This window comes from Clostridium hydrogenum (assembly GCF_021432385.1).
Classification (GTDB): domain Bacteria; phylum Bacillota; class Clostridia; order Clostridiales; family Clostridiaceae; genus Clostridium_S; species Clostridium_S hydrogenum.
Window position 1 is genome coordinate 1,072,027 of the sequence record NZ_JAEACT010000004.1, and the last position, 23,569, is coordinate 1,095,595.

General features: G+C 30.4%; 22 protein-coding genes and 2 pseudogenes. 10 read left to right on the top strand and 14 right to left on the bottom strand.

What is annotated here, in order from left to right; all coding sequences use genetic code 11:
• Positions 1-133 precede the first annotated feature (133 nt).
• Together CUEA01_RS23095 and CUEA01_RS23100 are read right to left on the bottom strand one after the other, a co-directional pair.
• Positions 134-1,792: a putative ABC transporter permease subunit gene (locus CUEA01_RS23095; protein WP_234124629.1), complete on the bottom strand. Its 1,659-nt coding sequence runs from the start codon at positions 1,790-1,792 to the stop codon at positions 134-136.
• The gene (locus CUEA01_RS23100; RefSeq protein ID WP_234124631.1) at positions 1,779-2,513 is read right to left on the bottom strand and encodes an ABC transporter ATP-binding protein; all 735 of its coding nucleotides are present in this window, start codon (positions 2,511-2,513) and stop codon (positions 1,779-1,781) included. The genes CUEA01_RS23095 and CUEA01_RS23100 overlap by 14 nt, the downstream gene beginning before the upstream one ends.
• A gap of 371 nt (positions 2,514-2,884) precedes the next feature.
• On the opposite strand from CUEA01_RS23100, the gene CUEA01_RS23105 reads away from it, so the two are divergent.
• Complete coding sequence (locus CUEA01_RS23105) at positions 2,885-3,331, top strand: hypothetical protein (RefSeq protein WP_234124632.1); 447 nt, start codon at positions 2,885-2,887, stop codon at positions 3,329-3,331.
• A gap of 233 nt (positions 3,332-3,564) precedes the next feature.
• Here CUEA01_RS23105 and CUEA01_RS23110 read toward each other — a convergent pair whose 3' ends face one another.
• Both CUEA01_RS23110 and CUEA01_RS23115 read right to left on the bottom strand, forming a co-directional pair.
• Positions 3,565-4,503 (bottom strand): L-lactate dehydrogenase, encoded by a 939-nt coding sequence (locus CUEA01_RS23110; RefSeq protein ID WP_234124634.1) that lies wholly within the window; start codon positions 4,501-4,503, stop codon positions 3,565-3,567.
• Between the two features lie 424 nt (positions 4,504-4,927).
• Positions 4,928-6,253, bottom strand: a complete 1,326-nt coding sequence (locus CUEA01_RS23115; RefSeq protein WP_234124636.1) for an MATE family efflux transporter — start codon at positions 6,251-6,253, stop codon at positions 4,928-4,930.
• A 138-nt stretch (positions 6,254-6,391) separates the two neighbouring features.
• Between CUEA01_RS23115 and CUEA01_RS23120 the strand changes: the two genes are divergently transcribed.
• Complete coding sequence (locus CUEA01_RS23120) at positions 6,392-7,597, top strand: amidase domain-containing protein (protein WP_234124638.1); 1,206 nt, start codon at positions 6,392-6,394, stop codon at positions 7,595-7,597.
• A gap of 63 nt (positions 7,598-7,660) precedes the next feature.
• Entirely contained in the window at positions 7,661-8,272 is a 612-nt protein-coding gene (ytaF, locus tag CUEA01_RS23125) for a sporulation membrane protein YtaF (RefSeq protein ID WP_234124640.1), read from the top strand.
• A gap of 182 nt (positions 8,273-8,454) precedes the next feature.
• Here ytaF and CUEA01_RS23130 read toward each other — a convergent pair whose 3' ends face one another.
• The 8 genes from CUEA01_RS23130 to CUEA01_RS23165 form a co-directional block, all read right to left on the bottom strand.
• Entirely contained in the window at positions 8,455-9,258 is an 804-nt protein-coding gene (locus tag CUEA01_RS23130; RefSeq protein ID WP_234124641.1) for a hypothetical protein, read from the bottom strand.
• Positions 9,251-9,955: an ABC transporter ATP-binding protein gene (locus CUEA01_RS23135; RefSeq protein ID WP_234124642.1), complete on the bottom strand. Its 705-nt coding sequence runs from the start codon at positions 9,953-9,955 to the stop codon at positions 9,251-9,253. Before CUEA01_RS23135 ends, CUEA01_RS23130 begins: the two co-directional genes overlap by 8 nt.
• A gap of 18 nt (positions 9,956-9,973) precedes the next feature.
• Positions 9,974-10,720: a hypothetical protein gene (locus CUEA01_RS23140; protein ID WP_234124643.1), complete on the bottom strand. Its 747-nt coding sequence runs from the start codon at positions 10,718-10,720 to the stop codon at positions 9,974-9,976.
• Positions 10,713-11,417, bottom strand: a complete 705-nt coding sequence (locus CUEA01_RS23145; protein ID WP_234124644.1) for an ABC transporter ATP-binding protein — start codon at positions 11,415-11,417, stop codon at positions 10,713-10,715. The genes CUEA01_RS23140 and CUEA01_RS23145 overlap by 8 nt, the downstream gene beginning before the upstream one ends.
• Position 11,418: 1 nt before the next feature.
• On the bottom strand, positions 11,419-11,787 hold the full coding sequence (locus CUEA01_RS23150) for a GntR family transcriptional regulator (RefSeq protein ID WP_234124785.1): 369 nt from the start codon (positions 11,785-11,787) through the stop codon (positions 11,419-11,421).
• 489 nt (positions 11,788-12,276) lie between these two features.
• Positions 12,277-13,833 carry a putative ABC exporter domain-containing protein gene (locus CUEA01_RS23155; RefSeq protein ID WP_234124645.1) on the bottom strand — a complete coding sequence of 519 codons (1,557 nt, stop codon included), beginning with the start codon at positions 13,831-13,833 and terminating at the stop codon, positions 12,277-12,279.
• A 3-nt stretch (positions 13,834-13,836) separates the two neighbouring features.
• Positions 13,837-14,535: an ABC transporter ATP-binding protein gene (locus CUEA01_RS23160; protein ID WP_234124646.1), complete on the bottom strand. Its 699-nt coding sequence runs from the start codon at positions 14,533-14,535 to the stop codon at positions 13,837-13,839.
• Positions 14,536-14,652: 117 nt separating this feature from the next.
• Positions 14,653-15,375, bottom strand: a complete 723-nt coding sequence (locus CUEA01_RS23165) for a phosphoglycerate mutase family protein (RefSeq protein ID WP_234124648.1) — start codon at positions 15,373-15,375, stop codon at positions 14,653-14,655.
• Positions 15,376-15,806: 431 nt separating this feature from the next.
• Between CUEA01_RS23165 and CUEA01_RS23170 the strand changes: the two genes are divergently transcribed.
• The 5 genes from CUEA01_RS23170 to CUEA01_RS23190 all read left to right on the top strand — a co-directional run bounded on the left by CUEA01_RS23170 (position 15,807) and on the right by CUEA01_RS23190 (position 18,870).
• On the top strand, positions 15,807-16,316 hold the full coding sequence (locus tag CUEA01_RS23170) for an NUDIX hydrolase (RefSeq protein ID WP_234124649.1): 510 nt from the start codon (positions 15,807-15,809) through the stop codon (positions 16,314-16,316).
• A 151-nt stretch (positions 16,317-16,467) separates the two neighbouring features.
• Positions 16,468-16,908, top strand: coding sequence for an NUDIX hydrolase (locus tag CUEA01_RS23175; RefSeq protein ID WP_234124650.1), 441 nt, complete (start codon positions 16,468-16,470; stop codon positions 16,906-16,908).
• Positions 16,883-17,332 carry an NUDIX hydrolase gene (locus CUEA01_RS23180; RefSeq protein WP_234124651.1) on the top strand — a complete coding sequence of 150 codons (450 nt, stop codon included), beginning with the start codon at positions 16,883-16,885 and terminating at the stop codon, positions 17,330-17,332. Before CUEA01_RS23175 ends, CUEA01_RS23180 begins: the two co-directional genes overlap by 26 nt.
• Before the next feature lie 17 nt (positions 17,333-17,349).
• Positions 17,350-17,844, top strand: a complete 495-nt coding sequence (locus tag CUEA01_RS23185) for a GNAT family N-acetyltransferase (protein ID WP_234124652.1) — start codon at positions 17,350-17,352, stop codon at positions 17,842-17,844.
• A 228-nt stretch (positions 17,845-18,072) separates the two neighbouring features.
• Positions 18,073-18,870, top strand: a complete 798-nt coding sequence (locus CUEA01_RS23190) for a GNAT family N-acetyltransferase (protein ID WP_234124653.1) — start codon at positions 18,073-18,075, stop codon at positions 18,868-18,870.
• 80 nt (positions 18,871-18,950) lie between these two features.
• Here the strand turns inward: CUEA01_RS23190 and CUEA01_RS23195 are convergent, their stop codons facing one another.
• Positions 18,951-20,735 (bottom strand): carbon starvation CstA family protein, encoded by a 1,785-nt coding sequence (locus CUEA01_RS23195; protein ID WP_234124655.1) that lies wholly within the window; start codon positions 20,733-20,735, stop codon positions 18,951-18,953.
• A gap of 165 nt (positions 20,736-20,900) precedes the next feature.
• On the opposite strand from CUEA01_RS23195, the gene CUEA01_RS23200 reads away from it, so the two are divergent.
• Together CUEA01_RS23200 and CUEA01_RS25325 are read left to right on the top strand one after the other, a co-directional pair.
• Positions 20,901-22,538 (top strand): LytS/YhcK type 5TM receptor domain-containing protein, encoded by a 1,638-nt coding sequence (locus tag CUEA01_RS23200; RefSeq protein WP_234124657.1) that lies wholly within the window; start codon positions 20,901-20,903, stop codon positions 22,536-22,538.
• Positions 22,531-23,304: pseudogene (locus CUEA01_RS25325) on the top strand (LytR/AlgR family response regulator transcription factor). Before CUEA01_RS23200 ends, CUEA01_RS25325 begins: the two are co-directional and overlap by 8 nt.
• Before the next feature lie 2 nt (positions 23,305-23,306).
• Here CUEA01_RS25325 and CUEA01_RS23210 read toward each other — a convergent pair.
• A pseudogene (locus CUEA01_RS23210) lies at positions 23,307-23,456 on the bottom strand (transposase); the annotation flags it as partial.
• Positions 23,457-23,569 lie beyond the last annotated feature (113 nt).

Here is a 23,569-nt window from a genome sequence, read left to right on the forward strand (position 1 = left end):
GCTTACGCAATCGCTATATTATCAATATTGTTCAGCGAAGCTGACAATATTTAAGTTTAAGATTTACATGACGAAAGGAATGCAAATCAACCTTCGTTGTACTCTGTACTCTGTACTTTGTACTCTGCTTTTATTATTCTAATTTTCCCAAGATTTCTGCTCCCTTTGCGCATACTAATTTATATGTTACAAAGTCTACAACCAAGTACACAATCGAAATTGCAATAAAAGTTATAGTAGCACTCGGCATTGTAACTACTACTGCAATAACCGTAACAGCTCCAGCAATAATTGCAGGTACAACTGCAAATAAAACATTCAAATTTTGCTTAACAGCTCTTTGTTCATTATCCCACTCAAGCTTAGGGAACCTTATATCGATTAAAATTCCTATTGCAGCTGAAAAGGCTATTCCAAAAGTTCCTGCAATTATAGAAAATAAGCCTATATAAATCGGAAGTTTCATTACTATACACGCAACGACTACTAAAAGTATGTGTCCTGCCAAAGCCACTATAATTCCAGAAAATAATTTTGCCGTAATTTGCTGTTCATATGATACAGGAATATACTTCATGACAAAGAAGTTATCACCCTCTCTTGAAATAGAAGTACATGTAACAACATTCATAGCTCCTATAAACACACCAAAAGCTGCAGCACCTGCTACAATTATAGGATAATTTGAACTGGAGCCAAACAAACTTATTAATTGATCTTTAGAAGGCCCATTATTTTGTGATGTACCAAAAAATACAGGTATAATTATAATTAAAGGCCATATTACATCAGGAAGTACACAGTTAACAAAATATGCAGGGGTTCTAACAAGCAATTTTAGTTCTTTAATAGTATAAGCCGCTACAATTGATCTTCTATTAACTGCCTTAGATAATTCAGATTCATTCATTGCCTTCCTCTTTGAACCTGATTCAGAAAGTCCTACAACTCCCTTTAGGTAAAAAGCTTTACTTAAACTTAATATTATAACAAGACTCAAAATATTTATTAAAACAAAAATTGCAAGCTGTAAAAATCCATAAAAATTACTGCAATTAATGAGTGCATCAGCTGCAATCCTACCTCCTGGGAAAACACTTCCGGCCGTTTTACTTATATTTTTTATATTATTTGAAAATTGGTTAGCATTATGACCACCAACCATTCTACTAACTATATTAATGCCAAAGGCAAAAACAACTCCAATTATTCCAGCCATCATCTTAAAAAAATCTTTGCTCTTTGATAAGTTAACTAATGGCATAATTAGCATACTTATTAAAAGCGCTAAAGCAAGCGGCAATATTGGTAAAAAGGCTATAAGAATCACGCTATATACATAAAATAATGGATTAGCAGATGACCCAATTCCATATATAAGTGTACATGGTATTAAAATTATTCCTTCAAGAAAATATTCATATAAAAGTGTTACTGTAAATTTACTTGCTATTATAGTCTCTGGCTTTAATGGCAATGGAAGCAAGTAGTCAATATCCTTTGAAAAATAGAACACATTCATTACATAAAATATACCAAAGAAAAAAATAACAAATGCCATTCCAGAATAATTTAAAACTAAAATTAAGGACTCTAAATTTACTATCTTTAAGCCTTCATATAATGCTATATTTATGGTTGACAAGCAAAGTGCCAAAAATATAAATAAAATAATTCCCATAACTATTTTAATCAATCTATTATCTGACATACCTATTTTTCTTTTGCTACTTCTCATCTCGGAACCCATTAAAAGATACTTAGTTAGTACAAAAAATTTATTTGTTTTCATCTTCAACCAACTCCAAAAACATTTTTTCAAGAGAACTTCCCTGCTCTTTAAGGCTATCCTTCATTTCTTTTATGGTTCCGCAAAATACTATTTTTCCTTTATTTATTATAGCAATTCTATCGCAAACTTTTTCTGCAACCTCAAGAACGTGTGTAGAAAAGAAAACTGTTTTTCCACTATCGGCATGTTTCCTCATCATTTCTTTTAAATTATATGCTGCTTTAGGATCAAGACCTGTAAGAGGCTCGTCTAATATCCATATACTAGGATCATGCATCAATGCACCCATTACAACAATTTTCTGTCTCATACCATGAGAATAACTTTGTATTTTGTCACTTAATGCATTTTCCATATCAAAATATTTGCTTAATTCTTCAATTCTCTTTTTCCTTAATGATGTATCAACATCGTATATATCAGCCATAAAATTTAAATATTCTATACCTTTAAGTCTTAAAAACATATCTGGACTATCTGGAACATAGCCTAATCTTTTTTTAGCCTCTAGTGGCTTTTCATTTATATCTATATCATCTACCTTAATACAGCCAGTATCATTTTTGATTATCCCCATAATCATCTTTATGGTTGTACTCTTTCCTGCACCATTAGGGCCTAAAAATCCAAATATCTCACCAGAATTTATAGTAAGATTTAAGTCCTCAACGGCATTAGTTTTTCCGTTGTAAGTTTTAGTTACATTGGTTATCTCTATCATTTTAATTTCCTCCACAAAACAAATTTGATTTTTGTTATAGTAATTATATAACAGCAGCAACATTATTTCAATATATAAATTACTTAATCCTCACAAAAATGTTAATATCGTAAAGTATATAGATATACAACTTGGAACATTGAAATTGCGAATTCGAATTTTATCCTGACAGCAATATTTTTTCAATTCACAGTTCACGATGCACAATTCACAATGAATGATGATTTACCTTTCGATTCTCTCAGGTAAATCTTAAACTTAAATGTTGTTAGCTTCGCTAAGCACCACATATGGCACAATTGCGTAAGCAATAAAAAAAGTTTTCAGATTTTTCTACGCTCGCGTAGAAAAATCATCCTTAATTGTGCATTGTGAACTGTTCAAAAACTGCAAGCAATGATAGGTATGGTGAATATTTTGATCGATACTATGAAAAAAGAAAGCATACAGAAGAATGGTTATATAGTGAATTTATAAAAAACGGCGGCAAACCAGAAACTAAACATCCTATTTATTTTGTATTATGCGAATGTAAAAGCTTTCAAAACTTTTTCGGTAATAAAGATCAAATTCAAATCCCTTTAAAAAATATAGACAGTGCACATATCAGTTTTACACCAAGGGATAGCATGTACCTTAAAGATATGGGATTAACAAAAGGTACTATATGGAATAAAGATCATTTTTTGAGTATGATGACGGAATCTAACAAAAGCATAAGTGATTTTATCATAAACTTACCAGCATTTTATGGTCAATTAGGTGGTTACATTGAAGTCCAATTATGGAGTGACAACTATATTAAACACTTATTATAAAATTATTGCGAAGTATTAAACCAAAGTACAGAGTACAAAGTATAAAGTACAAAGAAGGATAATTTTCTTCCGCTTTGCTACAGAAAATCTTATAACTTATTTTTGATTGCTTACGCAATCGCGTCATTACTGTTGTTAGCGAAGCTAACAACAGCTAAGTTTAAGATTTACCTGACGTAAGGAAAGGTAAATCATCCTTCTCTGTACTCTGTACTTTGTACTTTGTATTCTGCCTAAAGATCTTTTAATAATTCCTTTAAAGTTTTAGCAGAATTATGCAATTGATCTTTTTCTTCATCTTTTAAAGGAACTTCTAATATCTGTTTTACCCCAGTAACACCTATAATAGAAGGTACCCCCATATATATTCCATCAACTCCATATTGTCCTTCTAACAATGAAGAAGTTGTTAATATGGAGTTTTCATCTCTTATAATAGCCTCTACAATTCTTCTAACTGCAAGTGCAACTGCGTAATAAGTTGCTCCTTTTTTCTTTATAATTTCATAGGCTGCATTTTTTACATCTTCATGAACTTTAAATTTAAGTTCTCCTTCACATCTATTGCAAGCTATTCTGCAATATTCGTTTACATCCATTCCTGCTATATTTGTAAGACTCCAAGTAGCTATTTCTGAATCCCCGTGTTCACCCATGATGTAAGTGTGAATATTTCTTGCATCAATCCCAAAATGCTTACTAAGCATATATCTAAATCTTGAAGTATCAAGAACTGTTCCTGAGCCTATTACTCTTTCCTTAGGGAATCCAGATAATTTATAAGTTATATAAGTGAGTATATCTACTGGATTTGAAACAACTAGTAAAATTGCATCTGGATTGTATTTTACAACCTCTGGAACTATAGATTTAAATATATTATAATTTTTATTTATTAAATCGAGTCTTGTTTCTCCAGGTTTTTGAGCTGCACCTGCTGTAATTATAACTATATCAGAATCTTTAGTATCTATATAATCTCCTGATTTTATTTCTACTGGTTTTACAAAAGCTGCTCCATGTGACAAATCCATGGCTTCGCCTTCAGCCTTATCCTTATTAACATCAACTATTACTATCTCAGACGCAAGTCCACCGTTCATAATTGCAAATGCTGTAGACGATCCAACAAATCCTGCACCTACTATTGATATTTTCGTATTCTTATTCATCTTACACTCCTCCAATTAAAGCTATACCATTGCGAAACTTAAAATTCATTTGTAACAAAATGCCGGTTTCCTAGCATTATGATGCACATGAATTTTAATAGTTCAGCTAGCATATCTATATATAGTTTTTCTTAACCATCATTTTTTATTCTTATATAAAAACTATATTTAATATCAGAGTACAGAGTGCAAAGTACAGAATACAATGAAATTTGATTTATCTTACTTATATTCTATAAATCTTTAAAATCAAGGAGAGTTCAGCTTAGCTGAAAATATATAATGGAGTATTTAAAGGTTTGGACGTTAGTCCATTAAATTTAAAAATTTTCTGTCATAATAGAAAATTTACTTTCACTCTACCCTCTACTCTTTGCTCTCTACTCTATATCAATATTATATATCAAATAATAATAATTATCAACTAATATTCTTTATGTTGTTTAATTTTTTTTACTTTTAAATTAAAACATGCCCACATCATTATTCCATCCACGCACCATTCAATTACAGTTATCCACCAGACATAATATATAGGCTTGTTCAATATATGGATGAATATAAAAGTAAATGGAAGTCTTATTAGGCAAGATGATATAGTTGTCACTATAAACGGTGTTTTTGTATCACCCATACCTTTAAGCGCATTTGAAAACACCATGGATAGTGCTATAGTTGGCTGCTCAAATGCACCTATCGAAAGGCATATAGCTGCATATTTCATCGTAAGCTTTTCATTTATAAAAAATTTAACTAAAAATTCTGATCCAAATGCAAAAACGATAGCTAGGCTCATCATTAAAATAAGCGAATAATAAAAGCATTCATTTGCACTTCTTTTTAAACCTTTAAAATCTTTCCTACCATAACTTATTCCAACAAGTGCTGTAGCTACCATTCCAAATCCAGTTCCTGGCATAAATGACACTGACTCTATTGAATTAGCAATTTCATTTGCTGCAAAGGCAACAGTTCCTGCTCTCATTATTATAAACGTACATATAAGACGGCTGAGACTATATGCTGCTTCTTCACATGAAGATGGAATTGACAATTTTAGCAGTTCTATTATTTTCTTTAAATTTATTTTTAATAATAGATTTATTCTTATATCAGTTGATACTTTTACAACATAGTAATAATCGAAAAGAAACCCTATTAACTGTGAAAGTACAGAAGCTATTGCAGCACCATAAGCAGCTGAAACATAGCCCTTAAATCCAAATATAATAAAAAAATCTAAAATTATCTTTGATATTGATACATATATTGAAATCTTAAAGGGTTCAATCATATTTCCATAACTTCTTACTATGGAATTTATTACATTAATATTCATATTAAAAACTATGCTTATGCATAATACTCTCATTATTTTTGCAGTATGTATTAGGTTTGCTCTCTTAATTCCTGCTATAATAAGTATTTTATCTGTATTAATATAAATAAAAATTCCTACCAAAATTGAAATTATAATTCCAATAAAGAATCCAGTTTCCGCATACTCATTAGCGTCTTTATATCGTACTGCTCCATAACTTTGTGATGCTAATGTTGTTATGCCAATACAAATTCCAGTAAAAATAAAAATATTTAAAAATGTATTAAAAATATTATTACATATTCCAATTTCAGAAACTTCTGAGCTTCCACCACATTTTCCTATAAGCATCATATCAAACACACTTAGGAAATTATATAAAGTCAATTCTAGGATTGCTGGAAACGATATATTTAAAACTTTTTTCATTTATTCTCCAATCAAACTTAGTGCTTACATTTTAGTTATATTATTTTTATAAAAATTAATTACTCTTTATAGTATTTTTAGTACTACCTTTAGGAAATAATAATTTATGACTACTTAAAATTTAAGGGGTGATAATCGTTGAAAAAACGTTTATTTATTGTTACTATCACTTTATTTTCGCTATTATTTCAAAATGCAAATTACATAAATGCAAAGGCTCCAAATAAGACTGATGAAACAAATAAACAAACTAAAATTATAAAACCAAGTAAACCCAATGAATCAAAGGAAAATTCTAAATTAAGTGAAGAAGCAAATAAAACTATGGCAAAATCTGAACTTCAAAACCTTTATAATATACGTTCATCAGTATTTACTTCATTGGATTTAAAAAAACTCCCAGAACTTTTTGATACTTCACAAAAGTATGGAAGCTGGGCTTTAGACCACGAAGTTAAACGTATTAAATACCTAAATGAATGGAGTTATAGGAGAAACATAAAATTTACAGATGTAAGTTCAACTATAAATTTTAAAAGAGTAAGACGTATTGGAAACAGGTATCGTTTTTCACTTACTGAAATATATACCTTTAACTATATGTATAAAGACGATCCAGATCCTATAAATAATTGTTTTAAAGTTGGTATCCGCCATGGTGTAGATTTAATAAACAAAAACAACAAATGGCTAATTTACAATGATTGGTATACGGACTGCTTTGAGGATGCCTTGGATAATTACACCAATGATTTAACAATGCCTAATACTTCTAAACTACAAGTTTTTTCTATTGCAAATAATCCTAGGAATATGCCCCAAATGCTTGCAGGGCAATATGATAGGATGGCTGCCATCGAGTATGCCGATAAATACTATCTAAATTATAACAAGAAATATATGGATTTTACTGGCATCGGCGGTGATTGTACCAACTTTGTTTCTCAATGTTTAAGTGACAAGGAGGGCGGTAATCTTAAATATGGTGGCGGCTGGCATTGCAGTGGCGGTCATGGTAGCAGAGCATTTGTAAATACTGATGCCTTTAGAGATTATTTGATATATAGTGGAAGAGGAAGGCTTATAAAAGTAGGTAAATTTCCTGACTTAGTGAAATCAACAACTGCTTATCCTAATGGTGCTGTTGGGAAACTAATTGCTGGCGATATAGTTGCTTATGCCAAAAAAAATAATATAGATCACTTTGCAATAGTAACCGATTTTGATTCTCACGGTTATCCTCTTATTAATTCCCATACAACAGATAGATATCATGTACCTTGGGATTTAGGTTGGGCAAATAGCAACATTAATTTTCATATTATACATTCAAGTTTACATTAAAATGTAACCTAAAAGATAATTTATGAATAGTATATTGTGTATCACTTTAAAAAGAGGATATCTATGCAGATACTTTCAACTATACTATTCGTATTATCTGCCAGCACAGATAATTTTGTCGTAGGATTATCCTATGGAATAAAAAAAATAAGGATAACACCATCCATTAATATATTTATTGCTGCAATATCAGCACTTGGGACAATACTATCTATGGAATTCGGCAAATTAATTATAAATTTTCTACCCAATGGCTTAACAAATATGCTTGGTAGTCTTATTCTAATCGCTATAGGTTTATGGTCTATTTGTGGAGAATTTTGCACTATAAAAAAAACTACTTTTAAAGAAGAAAATAACCTATCAAAATTAGGAGATATATTAAATAATCCTGAAAGTGCTGATACGGATACTTCTGGTAACATAGACTTAAAGGAATCTTCATCACTTGCTATAGCACTTGCATTAAACAACATGGGGCTTGGAATAGGTGCAAGCATAACCGGGTTAAATGTAGTATTTACTAGTATTTTAACTTTTTTTATAAGTATAATAACAATTTCACTTGGACTTACCTTGGGAAATAAATATCTCTCCAAAACCCTGGGTAAATATGCATCTATAATTTCGGGGCTAGTTATTATACTTCTTGGAATCTACGAGATGATAATTTAAATCAATGCACAATGCACAATGATGGATGATTTTTTGCTAACGCAAAAAATCTAAAAATTAAAAAAGCTAGGATATTCAGCAAAGCTGAATATCCTAGCTTTTTATATATTTAAAGATTTACCCGACCAAAGAAGGGTAAATCCTCCTTCATTGTGAATTGTGCATCGTGAATTGTGAATTGTCTATAAGTCTAGCTTTCTTTCCATTATATATGCTGTACCAATAAATATTCCTACTGTTACAAGTAATGCGAAAATACCGCCAACAACACTTACTGGTAATAATAGAATATCAACAGATCCTTTTCCTGAAGAAATGGTAATTGGATCTCCTGTATAAGTTACATAGGGATTTAATGTTTTAGGAAATGCCTTACTTATAAGTTGATAAAGCTTTCCATAAACTAAATTAATAACTATGAATATTAAAAAGCTTACAAATCCACTGTATTTACGTTTATTCATTATCATCTTAGATATAACACATGAAAAATATATTATTAACAAAGTTGATGTATATCCAGCTATAGATATAATCAAGTCTACAAATAAATTTCTATATAATGCAAAAGTATTTACTGTTGGATCTTTGGTAATCTGATGCAGTGCTCTTATAATATTATCATACTTGCCAAGTGGCACGGCAACCATGAATAAAAATATAATTCCTCCTAAAACAGCCGTAGCTGCTGATACAATAAGTGCTGAAATTAGTTTTGCACCTAAAATTTGATATCCACTTCTAGGTAAGGTAAGTACCAAATATCCTGTATCCTGTTTTAAATCTCTAGTAAACATTATTATATTAAATATAAATGCTCCAACGCATACTCCAAACCATATTAAAAATGAGAGTCCCATTATTGCATCGTCGCCCCAAGCATTTATTCTAGTCATAAGTGCCAAATTCAAAAAAACTACTACCCCTAATAAAATTAAAAATTCCTTTGATACTGTTTTTAATTCATACTTTATAAGTTTAAGCATCTTTAAAAACCTCCCTGTAAATTTCATCTATAGACATATTTTTTTCTGTTCTGAGTTCCTCTGCATCTCCGCTTAAGACATTTCTACCATTTTGTATAAACACTACATCATCAAATAATCTTTCTATGTCACTTACAAGATGTGTTGTTATAATCATTGAACTCTTCTCGTTAAAGTTGTTTACTATGGTATCAAGTATTTTTTCCCTTGTTGTTGGATCTACTCCTCCAAGCGGTTCATCTAGTATATACAATCTTGCTTTTCTAGATAAGACTAGTACCAAATGAAGCTTTTCAGTCATTCCTTTTGAAAGAGTTGTAACCTTACTTTCTTTATCTAACTTCATAAACTTCAAAAGCTCTTCCGCTTTATCATAATCAAAATCACTGTAGAAGTCCTTGAAGAAATTCATGGCATCTTTTATTTTCATCCATTTATAAAGATAGTTTTTATCAGGTAAGTACGATACTACTGCTTTTGTGAGGACTCCTGGCTCCATTCCATCTATTAAAACCTCTCCTGAACTCTTTGTTAAAAGTCCTGCAACTATTTTTAAGAAGGTACTCTTTCCACTTCCATTAGGTCCGAGTAACCCTAGTATCTTTCCTTCTTTTAATTCTATTTCAAAATTATCTAGTGCCTTTTTCTTAAAATAACTTTTGTTAAGGTTAGAAACCTTTAATATACAATCTCCCAATTCTCTTACCTCCATTAATTACAAATCCATATGCTTTTCTAAAATACGTGATGTAGCTATAAATAACCCTACAACTACTATTATTTCTATAGTAGAGCTTACTATATTGCTAGATAAATCTCCATAATTATAGGTTGAAATTGCCCCTGATAAAATTTTTATCTTTCCTCCAATTACCACTATTCTTTGTGGAAAAATATTATCCAAAAACTCCTCAACCTTATATATAGCATACATAAACACTGCAAATATGCCACAAGCAAATAATCCATTAAATCTCCTGTTTTTTAAGATTACTTTTGATAGCGTATTTACAAAATAAATTATTATAAGGATTGCCGCATATTCATACAAAGTTGATATAATCCTAATTATAATTCCTATATTGAGGCTTATTTTTATGAAATTAGTTGAAAGCCAGGTATCAATGAATAATAAAAAACCTATTCCAATAAGCCAAATAATAAAGCTTTCTATTAAAGCTACTATTATCTTTTCACCAACCAGTGAATATCCCTTTTTAGGAAGTGTAAATGTTAAATACCCTGTATCCTGCTTTAATTCTCTTGTATATATCATTATATTACTTATAAATACTGCCACTCCTGCTCCAAATGTAATTAAGAAGCTCACCCAAAATATTGCCTTGCTAGGCAATACATTCACTCTTGTCATAAGAGCTAAGTTTAATAATATTTCAACTATTGCAATTACAAATACATCCCTTGATACAGTCTTCAGCTCATATTTTATAAGCTTAAGCATCCTTGAAGACCTCCCTATAAAGTTCATCTATAGACATATCTTTTTCTGTTCTAAGTTCCTCTGCATCTCCGCTTAAGACATTTCTACCATTTTGTATAAATACTACATCATCAAATAATCTCTCTATATCATTTACAAGATGCGTTGTTATAATCATTGAACTTTTCTCATTAAAATTACTTACTATAGTATCAAGTATTTTTTCTCTTGTTGTTGGATCTACACCTCCAAGCGGTTCATCTAATATATACAATCTTGCCTTTCTAGATAAGACTAGTACCAAATGAAGCTTTTCAGTCATTCCTTTTGAAAGAGTTGTAACTTTACTTTCCTTATCTAAATTCATAAATTTTAAAAGTTCTTCTGCCTTAGCATAATCAAAATCACTGTAGAAGTCCTTAAAGAACTCCATGGCATCTTTTATTTTCATCCATTTATAAAGATAATTTTTATCAGGTAAATACGATACTACCGCTTTTGTAAGAACTCCTGGTTCCATTCCATCTATTAAAACTTCTCCTGAACTCTTTGTTAAAAGTCCCGCAACTATCTTTAATAAGGTACTCTTTCCACTTCCATTAGGTCCGAGTAAGCCAAGTATCTTTCCTTCCTTTAATTCTAGCTGAAAATTATCTAGAGCTTTCTTCTTAAGATAATTTTTATTAAGGTTAGAAACTTTCAATATAGAATCTGACATTTTATTCGCCCCCTTCTAATCTCTCTCTTATTACATTCACAATTTCATCATCACTAAAGCCAAAACTTTTGATGCTTTGTATAAAATTCTCGATTACCTCTCTTGCCATTTCCTTCTTCAAACTTTTAACCATATTACCATCCTCCTTGATAAAGCTTCCGGTACCCCTTTGTGTATAAGTTATATCTTCTCTCTCAAGTTCTTGATAAACCCTCTGCAGTGTATTTGGATTAACCTTATAATTAACTGCCATTTCCCTTATTGAAGGTAATTTATCACCTGGTTTTACTTTGCCATTAATTATATCTATTTTTATACTGTTTATTATCTGCATGTAAATTGGAATCTTATTATCAAACTTCATAGCTATACCTCCATTATTATTTTATTGTATATAAACTGTCTTTTAATTACAAATCCTAATATTTGTCATTGTTTTAGTGTACTATATATATAGTACGCTAAAACATTAAAAAGGTCAATAGCATTTTAAAAAAAAAGAGTACGAACTTAACCAATTCACAATTCACGATGCACAATGCACAATGAAGGATGATTTTCTTCCGCTTTGCTACAGAAAATCTTAAAACTTATTTTTTGTAATATTTGTTGACCTTATCTTAAAATTCCGTAGGCACTAAATTTTTCACCTTTAAAACCATGTGCATTGCGAAGTAAGTGTGTTGTAGGATGATTTAAATAAAATTTTATAAATCTTAGGAAAAAAACTTTAAAAGGCTTAGAGATTTCAATTGTCTGAGCTTCTTCTCAGCGAGTTATTGAAACCTCTTAGGCTTTTAAAGTTTTTTTCTTAGATTTATTAATTTTATTTAATATCCTACAACACACTTACTTCGCTTTAATTTAATTCAATGCCTTCAAATATTCCTTTACTAAATAATAAAATTACAAAGCTAAACAATAAATTATAAAGTATTACAGCTAAATAAGCCAAATACTGTAGTAATGAAGCTTTTGCTATTACACTTATAATTATAAAAATTGCTACTCCAGGTGACACTATAAAAAGTACTATTACAATTCTAACAATTGCTACAAATACTATATTCTCACTATCCCCAAAAATTCTCTTTGTTAAAACCCCTCCATATATAAATATTGCGCCAAGTGATGTGTACGCAAGTATACAAAGGATTATAGTTAAAATATTACTTTTGAATAAAAAGCCTGCAATCACAAATAGCAGCACTCCATTAATGCAATTTTTCATATTATCAACCACTGTAGCATAAATAATTTTTTTAACTGCTCCTGCTGGAAGCATAAAAATATATGGTTTAGTAAGTTCTAGCTGCCATTTCCCTGCAAGAGAAAAAATAAAAAGTAAATACGCTGATATACCCAACACTATTCTTAAATCTTTTTCAGGCATAAAATGTCCAATAGATACGCCTAGAACAACATACAAAGCAGATTGAATATTTACTATTCCAAAACCTGTTTTCTTATATTCTAATAATTGTCTACAAAGAATAGCTGATGCACCTTTTCCTCTTACATTGTAATTTATCTTTCTAAGTTTACGCTTTCTTTCAGTATTTATCTTTTCACCCTTTTTTATTTTGTACGCTCTTTCTTTCACTTCAGTTGCCGATAAAACATCTTCATAATAATCTGTATTGCTTTTATACAAAATAACAGAAAAAATAACCCCGCTGCATATTACTAAAATTAGATATAAAAGAGTATTTAGGTTTACACCATTAATAGCCGACATAGATAATTCCTTAAGCCAGCCATACACTGGAACATATTTTATATACTTATTATTAAGCATTATTACAATAGCTTTACTTGGCGAATTCAATTTGAAAGCAATTCCAAAATAGGCTAACACAATTATTAATCCTGCTGCCTTAAACCCATTCATAACTCTTTCCCTATAATAATCTTTCCTCGAAACGATAGAATATAGCAGAATTTTTATAATAGAATTTAGAAATACCAATGAAAAAATCGTACCTACTATTATTATCCCGCCATAGCCTTTTACATTTTGGAACCTATACAAGTTTGGCAATTGAAATAAAATAAATATCATACTTATTAAAACCGTATATAATTGTTTTATAAATCCATAAACTAGCACCTTCTGTGGGCTTATTGGTGCAGTAAAAATAAGATTTACATCTGAATTTCTAAAAAAAGTTCCACCTTTATTTAATGACGATAATATATCTGGCACTGTAAAGAACAATATTATTACAGCTGATACCGTTCCATAAATGTCTTCCTTTATTATACTTCCACCAGTTTTAGATTTTCCGCCAGTTGCTACAGCTAATATTAAGAATCCAATAAATGCTATATATGCAATAAGCTTAGCGGGTTTCTTCTTTAAGTCTAAAAGTTTATTTTTTATAGACTTTCTTATTATAAAAAGCAAGGGTTTCATAACTTATTCCCCCTCTGTAACATCAAAGAAAATTTCTTCAAGTGATTCATTCCTGCTCAATAACTCCTGTTTTGTGCCTGATAATATTACATTTCCCTTCTTCATTATAAGCACTCTATCCCACAATTCGTCTACACTATCAATTATGTGCGTACTTATGAGTATTGTGCAGCCTCTTTCTTTCAACTCAAAAATTGCCTTTTTTAATTCTTTTATTGCCTTAGGGTCAAGGCCAACCAAGGGTTCATCAAAAAGTATAACTTCAGGCTCCATAATAAGTGCACAACATATGCTAAGTTTTTGAAGCATTCCTTTTGAAAGTTCACTGCCAAGTTTGTCCTTTTTATCTGTTAAATCAAATCTTTCAAAGAGTTCTTCTGCTTTTTTGTCGTAGTCTTTTACATCATATGCTGCTGCAATATATTGAATATGCTCATACACCGTAAGCATTTCAAACATAGCAGGTACTTCTGGAACATACCCAAATAACTTTTTTGCCTCAACACTTTTATTATTAAAGCCACAAATTTCTATTTTGCCCTTATACCTAAGAAGTCCTATAATGCATTTAATAGTTGTACTCTTTCCTGCTCCATTAGGCCCAAGCAGCACTGCGATTTCACCTTTATTTACTAAAAAACTTATGTCATTAACTACATTTTCCTTGCCATATTTTTTGCTTAGTTTAACTACATTAATCAAAGGAAATCCCTCCTAAAACAAATTATGGTTATATTCTATATTTTCCTATATTACCATAAAAAAGTTTACTTAGCACTAAAAATTTATGTCTATAAAAAAGCTGCCTTAATGAAATGATTAATATTGAAAATCTTGTTTAAACAATGGCAAATTTGATACTCCCTCATACGATATTTCTCCATTGTTAAGAACTGAAAATTCCTTGTATACTGCCAATTCAGCTTTTGTATCATTGATTTTAGTTATTACCCAAATTGCATCATAATTTTTACCATCATCTTTTTTTGCTTGAGGATTATATCCCCAGCTATTCACAGGTGCTCCAAGTAATTGTGCTATCTTAACTAGGTATTGATGCTCCCAACATACAAGAACTACTTTATCCTTACCAAATTTATTAATATCTTCAACAGCCTGATTAATTTGCGATTGTTTGTAGTTTGCTATTATTGGTATATTAAATGCTTTTGACAATGGTTCAACTGTTTCAATTGGTCTATTACTATGCTTACTATTCTTCTGCTTCATAGCTATGATAACATCAGGTTTACTAATATTATTAGGAAGATGATTTTTAAAAAAATTAGGAAGTTCATTTGCTCTTTTATACCCGTTAAAAGAAAGATCAACCTCCTGTACTGAACCGTCTGAATTTTCTTTTTCTCCATGACGAATAAATATAATTTGTTTTGGTTTTAAAGTCTTAGTATCACTATTTGGGGATGTAGGGCTTGATAATTCCGTTCCTACTACATGATTGTTTTGGAAAAAGAACTTCAATCCGCAAGATACTAAAGCAACGGCTATTATAATTAAAGTTAATATAAAAATTTTTTTCATTACCCCATAACATTCCTTTCACTTGTAATACTCTATTTAACACTTAGAATAACAAACTTACTGTAACTATGCAATTACACCAGTGGTTGCTTTTGAAGTGTAGCTTAAGTATGATATTGTATATATTGTATTTTATTTTAATAAATGGCTATGTTTTAAAAGAATGTTGATAAGAGCTTATGACATTAATGGGCATGCTAAATAATGCTGTTCGCCCGATGTTAATACTATTATTAGGATGGGAAATTGGATACGATACGAATTTTACAATGGCATATTTGATAAAGTAATTTATGCCATAATGGCTGATGATTATTTTAGTGAGAACTTTAATATTAAATGTAGATAGGCGAAGGACTTTGCTAAAACTTGATTATTAACTTATATAGTGAGGAATATAGAAATTAAATTAAAATGAAGGGGGATTTTACATGGAGTTTTGGGATGTGCTTAACAAGTTTGGAAATCCAACAGGCAAAATAGTCAGGAGAGGTGACAAATTAGAAGAAAACGAATTCCATTTGAGTGTACATGTATGGATTATAAACAGTGATAATAAGATTTTAATACAGCAGCGTCAGAGTGACCGTACATTTGCACCAGGTATGTGGGCGGTGCATGGTGGTAAAGTAGTATCTGGTGAAACAAGTTTACAGGCTTCTGTAAGAGAACTAAAAGAGGAAATAGGTATTTGCATTAATACTGACAACTTAAAAGGTCCTACAAGATATAAACGTAAAAGCAGTAACGAGTTTTGTGATATTTATGTTTTAAAACAAGATGTTGATTTAAAGGATATAAAATTACAGAAGGAAGAAGTAAAGGATATAAAGTGGGTTACTAAAACAGAATTACAGCAAATGATTAAAGAAAGAAGTTTTTATAGATATAGTAATGAATATTTTAACTGCTTATCTAAGTATCTTAATCTGTTATTATAATTTTGATTAACAATGTTCTTTTAAAGATAAACCACTTGAAACTTCAGAATTAATTTGTACCAAAATGCCATCTTCTGGGCATTTTGGTGCAAATTGATTTTGGTAGTTGAAATGGTATATCTATATTATGAAAATGATTGGAGTGAAAATTATGTTTATTATTGGAGTTTTCGGTTTTATAGTAGATGAAAAAAACAGGATGTTATTATGTCATAGAACCGACAAAGACTTATGGAATTTACCTGGTGGAGGATTAGAAAGCGGAGAAACTCCTTGGCAAGGGGTTATAAGAGAGGTTAAGGAAGAGGTAGGATTAGATGTTGAAGTTATAAAGCTTCAAGGAGTTTATAGTAAAACCTTTGAAGATGATATTATTTTATCTTTTGTATGTAGACAGGTAGGCGGTGAATTAACTTTATCAGATGAGGCAGATGATATTAAATATTTCAGCCTTGATGAACTTCCAATAAACACTGTACCAAGACATATTGATAGAATAAAAGATTTTTATAATAATAATGAAGATGTAGTTTTAAAAGGATACTATAGAGATGATTCTTTAGGAGTTGAATTTAAAAAGTGTAACACATAAAGAACCTAAAAACATTAATGGTGCTGGAGTTCTAATAATAGATAGAGGCAAGAGAGTGCTGCTACAACTTAGGACTGATAGTAACTCTTGGGGCATACCTGGATGGTGTATTAATGTAGGTGAATCATTGCAAGATGCTACTAAAAGAGAAATTTATGAAGAAACAGGGCTTATAGTTGATAACTTAAAACTATTTAATGTTTATTCAGGAGAGGAACAACATTGGATTTATCCTGATGGTAATGAAGTATACATTATTAGTACAGTATTCATCACCAATAACTTTTGTGGGGCTTTGAAGGCTGATGAAGTGGAAAGTAAAGAAGTTAAGTTTTTTTATTTGAACAATTTATCTGACGAAATTATTTCAACAAATATACATATATTAAATGATTTGAAAAATAGAGTTGATGGCTATATTTAATAAAGGGGTTAATAAAAATGGTTGAATTAAGAAAAGTTACATTCGGAAATTATAATAAAGTATTACAATTAAAACCAGAAGAATATCAAAAAGAATATGTAGAGGATATATCTACAACATTAGCATTGGCATATGCAGGTATAAACGAAAAATGCCCAGGTGAACTTTGTATAATTTATTATGAAAATGAGCCAGTTGGAGTAATTCTTGTTGGCAGAAGTGAAATTGGTGAGCAAGAACCTAAAGTTCTTAAAAAGTATAAATTTGTTTACAGATTTATTGGCTTTTTCATTGACTACAAATACCAGAATAAAGGAATTGGGAAAAAAGCATTTAAACTTGCTTTAGATAAAGTAAAAGCATATCCTGATGGAGAGTATTTACCTATTGCACTTGAGGTAAAAGTGGAAAATGCAAATGCAATCAAGTTATATGAATCCTTTGGCTTTCATGATTCAGGAATAAGATATGGAGATGACTGTGCGTTTATTCGTTTGCCACAAAACAATTAAATTAAGAATGATTTTCTTCAACTTCACTAAATTAACTGAAAAGTAAATAGTAATTTATGCCATAATGGCTGATGATTATTTTAGTGAAGAATCAGTATCTTGAAACAACAAATTCCAATTATCTTTTAGTCAGTTTACAATCTTTTTTATATGAAAGTGAATGAGATGAGTTTTAATTCCAGTATTTAAATTAAATGCGTAATTAAATTGTTTATGGGGTGAGGAGATTTGATAAGAAAATTAGATGAAAAAAATAATGATAATCTTATGAAATTAGTAATGGCAGAGCCAGAATTTAACTTGTACATAATTGGTGATGTTGAGAACTTTGGATATAACCAAAACTTTCTTGAATTGTTTGGGGAATTTGATGAGAAGAATATTTTGTCCGCAGTGCTTGTTCGATATTTTAGCATTTATATGATATATGCAAAAGGCAAATTTGATGTATATGGGTTTGCTAATGTAATAAAAAATTGTGATACCTTTGAAACACTTGTAGGCAAAACCGAGATCGTTTCAAAGTTTGAAAAAACTTCATTGGAATTTAATAATTCAGAATTGCATCATTTTGCAGTATTAAAAGAAATAAATCCATCATTCGGGATAGATAATAAAAGTATCGTAAAAATGGCAAGTATTAAAGATATCGAACGCATAGTAAATTTAAAAAATAGCATCAAAGAATTTTCAAGAGGAAGTAGTAATTTTAAAGAACTCCTCTTAAATGACTTAAAGGCAGGTACTACTCATGGATATTATATTGAAGTTGATAATAATATAGTGTCTTATGCTCAAACATCTGCTGAGAACAGCAAATCAGCAATGGTAGTCAGTGTTATGACTGATGAAAGATATAGAAAAAAGGGACTTGCATCTGCGTGTATAAAAGAATTGTGTAATGATTTAATTAAACAACAAAAAACACTATGCTTATTTTATAAAAATCCTGAAGCAGGAGCTATATATAGAAGGATAGGATTTAATGAAATAGGATTATGGAGTATGTATATGAAAAGAAAGTGATATATAAAATTGTAACTTAAAGCAGATGAAAAATGACAAAGGACAATGAAGGTGGATTTACCTTCATTGTCCTTTGATTTTTATTTTACAACATTATTAGAAGCTGTATTCTTTGGTTTATAGTAGTCTCTTATCCATATCCTTATGCTTTCTATAAGTATTACCGCAATCATTACAACAAGAACTATAGATAAAACTGCTAGAATAATTTTATTTTGTGGTATATATGTCATTATGTTTTCAATAGCAGCACAAACTGTGGCTGTTCCTGCAAAAACCATTGGAATTATTGTAATAGGAACATATTTGCCTTTTCCCATTTTGAAAAGCACAGAGGTTCCAATGGCAAAGGCTATTGTTGCAAGCATTTGGTTTGCTGTACCAAATAAAGGCCATATGGTTGAAATATTTCCTGTGTACAGCAGATAGCCCCACGTAACAGACATAAGTCCGCTGAAAAATATTATGTTAAACCATGAGTTTTTATTTCTAAATGGTTTATATGCTTTTCCAAGTAAATCTTGAAGAAGATATCTTCCTATTCTAGTACCCGAATCTATTGTGGTTAGTATAAAGAGTGCTTCAAACATTATGCAGAAATGATACCAGTAAGACATAAGTCCTTTTAAACCTGGAATTTTATAAAAGACATAAGACATACCAACTGCAAGTGATACAGATCCACCAGGTCTTCCAGCAAGATTTTCACCAACTAAATGAGATAGCATTGGAAGTTCTTTAGGTATCATATTTAGTTTTGCAAATAAAGCAGGAGCTGAATTGATTGCAAAATAATCTGATGTAGGTAAAACTGTTGCTGCAATTAATGCCATAAGTGCTATAAAGGATTCTATAAGCATTGAACCAAAACCTATTGGAAGAATATCCTTTTCATTGTTTATAAGTTTTGGAGTGGTACCTGTACTTATGAGTGCATGAAATCCAGATAAAGCGCCACAAGCTATTGTTATAAATAAGAAAGGAAATACTTTACCAGGTATTATTGGGCCTCCGCCATTTACAAACTTGGTTACAGCAGGCATTTGGAGAGTAGGTCTTACAAATATTATGCCAAGAACAAGTGCACCTATAACTCCTAATTTCATGTATGTGCTTAAATAATCCCTAGGTAAAAGCAAAAGCCATACAGGAAGTGCAGCAGCTAAAAATCCATATAAAGCAAGTATAAGTGATAGCTGTTTTGCATTAAAAGTAAGTAAATTTCCAAGGAAGGTGTGCTGGATTGATGGTCCAAGATAAACACCTAAAAGTATTAAAAGCATTCCTATTACTGTAGCTTCTGCTATTTTACCAGGTCTTATAAATTTTAAATAAATACCTATAAATATTGCAACTGGTATTGTAAAACCAACAGTAAAAGTACCCCATGGACTGTTATAAAGTGAATTTACTATAGGAAGTCCAAGACCTGCCATAGTTATAATAAGTATGAATATTACAGAGATTGATGTTATAAAGCCCATTTTTTCACCTAAAGTATCGCGCGCAATTTCTGCTATAGATTGTCCATCGTGTCTTACTGAAGCAAAAAGTAAAACCATATCATGAACTGCTCCAGCAAGCACACCACCTATAAGTATCCAAAGTGTACCAGGAAGGTATCCAAATTGTGCTGCAAGTACAGGACCTATTAATGGACCAGCACCAGCTATAGCTGCAAAATGGTGACCAAGTAAAACCCATTTGTTTGTTGGTACGTAATCTCTTCCATCATTGTGAACCTTTGATGGCACCTCTTTTGTTCCGTCAAGTACAAGAACTTTTGAGGCTATAAAATAACCATAAAGCCTATAACCTATAATGAGTACTAATGCACCTATGATTACGAGAACAATTGAATTCATAGAATCACCCCTCGTGTATTTTTATTATACTGTTATAATACAGTTTCAAAAATTAAAAATAAATAATACCAAGCTGAAATTACAAAAACAAACCTTTACATGCATAAAAGAAGCCTTGATTGACAGACGAAAATGCAATAACATAGAAATGTAGGAGAGATAGATATGATTTATGTGAGACTATTACAAAACATGGCAGTCACAGCGCTGGCAGCATATTTATACAATCAGCTTAATTTATTTAAAAATTTCATAAAAGAGAAGCAAACTTTTAAAGATAAAATAATTATGTTTATATTTTTTAGCGTACTTTCAATTATTGGAACATATATGGGCATAAATGTTGGTGGAGATGCGCTTGCAAATACAAGACCAATAGGGGCTATAACTGCTGGATATATAGGTGGACCTATTGTGGGAGCGGTAGTTGGAATTATAGCTGGAGTGCATAGATATTTTAACGGAGGAGCAACTGCCATCGCATGCAGTATTTCTACTGTTCTTGAAGGAGTAATAGGTGGAATCTTTAGAAGAATGGCTAAAAATAACGAAATTAAACCTAAAGATGCTTTTGTGGCCAGCATTATAGCTGAAATAGTTCAAATGATAATTATAATTTTAATTGCTAAACCGTATTCCTATGCAGTTGATTTAGAAAAAATCATTGCTATTCCTATGATAGTTATAAATTCTATTGGAACAGCTATATTTGTGAATATAGTAAAAAACGCCATGGACAATTACAATAAATTAGGTGCTATTCAAGCTCAAAAAGCATTAAATATAGCAAAAAAGACTATTGAATACACTAAAAAAGGAATAAACAGCGAGACATCTATGAAGATATCAGAAATTTTATGTAAGATGGCAAATGTGAGTGGTGCTGTTATTTCCATGAAGGACGGGGTCTTTTCATATTATGGTGAAAAAATTGATGAGAATGATTTAAAAAGTAAAATTAATGATTTTTATTTGAAATCAGATGTAAATACATATTCAATTGAAAATCAAGCAAAAAATTACAATTTCTTTTTTGCACCTATTACTATAAATAATAAAATTGATGGTGTTATAGGAATGGAATTAAAGGATTCCAAAAGTGTTAATGAATATTTTGGCGAATTTTTAAGTGAACTTAGCAGTCTTTTATCTATGCAGATGGAATTATTTGAATTAAATGAGAAGGTTACAATTTTAAAGGATTCAGAGCTTAAGGCTTTAAGGGCACAAATTGAACCTCACTTTTTATTTAATACCTTGAATACCATAGCTTCTTTTTGCAGAACCAACCCTTTAAAAGCAAGGGAACTTATAATAGATTTATCAAATTATTTCAGAAAATCACTTAATAAAGGTGAATTTGTGGAGCTTGATGAAGAAATAGAGATGCTTAATTCGTATATATCCATAGAAAAAGCACGATATGGTGATAGGTTACGTGTATATTTTTATATACAAAAGGATATAGGTAATTTTAAAATTCCATCTTTTATAATTCAGCCTATCATAGAAAACTCTATAATACATGGTGTACTAAAAAGAGCAGATGGAGGAAAAGTAATTGTAAAAGCTGAAAAAGCTTTAGACTGCATTAAGTTTACAATAGAAGATAATGGAATTGGAATGAATATTGAAAGATACAATGAAGTAGTAAATAATTGGCCAGGCACTGGGCTTAGAAATGTAAATTCTAGATTGAAACTGTTATATAATAGCCACGGTCTTTTAATGTCGAGTTCAGAGGATAAAGGAACAACTGTTATATTCAAAATACCTATGAAGGAAGTGCATAAGGTTGAATAAAATAAAATGTATTCTTGTTGAAGATGAAATTCCAGCCATGGATGAGCTGCAGTTTATACTCAATGAATATAAAGATATTGAAATTGTTAATAAATTTTATGACGGAAAAACTGCTGCTGATTTTATAAAAAAAGAAAGAACTGATGTAATTTTTGTTGATATTAATATTCCGGTATTAAATGGAATGGAACTGGCAAAAATGATTAAAGCGTTTGATGAGAACATTGCTATAATATTTGTTACAGCCTATGACAAATATGCAATATCCGCCTTTGAATTAATGGCACTCGATTATATTTTAAAACCTTTTGATGAAAATAGAATTTAAAAAACAATTCAGAGGTTAAGAAAGTATATGAAGCTTAAAAAAAATAATATTAACAATATAGAAAACGAAATAGAACAAATTATAAAGAAATATGATAAGAACAATATTTCAACTATCAATAAAATACCTTGTATTAATAATGAAAAAATTATTCTAATAGATACAAGTGATATATTTTTTTGCTATATTGCAGATGATAAAACTTGTGTGAAATTGAACAACAAGGTATATATAACAACAAATACACTAAGTGAAATTGAAGAAAAAACAGGTTTTTTTAGAACCCATAGAAGTTATCTTGTAAACTTAAATAAAATTACTGAAATATATTCGTGGTTTAATGGAACCTATAAGTTAATAATGAACGATCATGATAAATCCGAAGTGCCAGTAAGCCGTGCCCACGTAAAAGAATTTAAAGAGGAAATCCAGCTTTAGTAAATTCTATGTTCTTCGCTAACATTACAATGAATAGCATCCATATAAACTATAGGATATATGTCTTCTAGCGTTCTGTTTTGCCAAGCAATTGCGGTATCCATTACCTTGTCTGTAATCTTAGATATCATTGCAGGTGAAATATCAACACCTTACAATTATTTTGCATGCTTTGTAGCTGCTGTTACGCATGATCTCTATTTTAAGGACTTCGTGAAATTTACCTTTAAGAAATAAAAAAAGCGCTTCCAAATCATTGGAAACG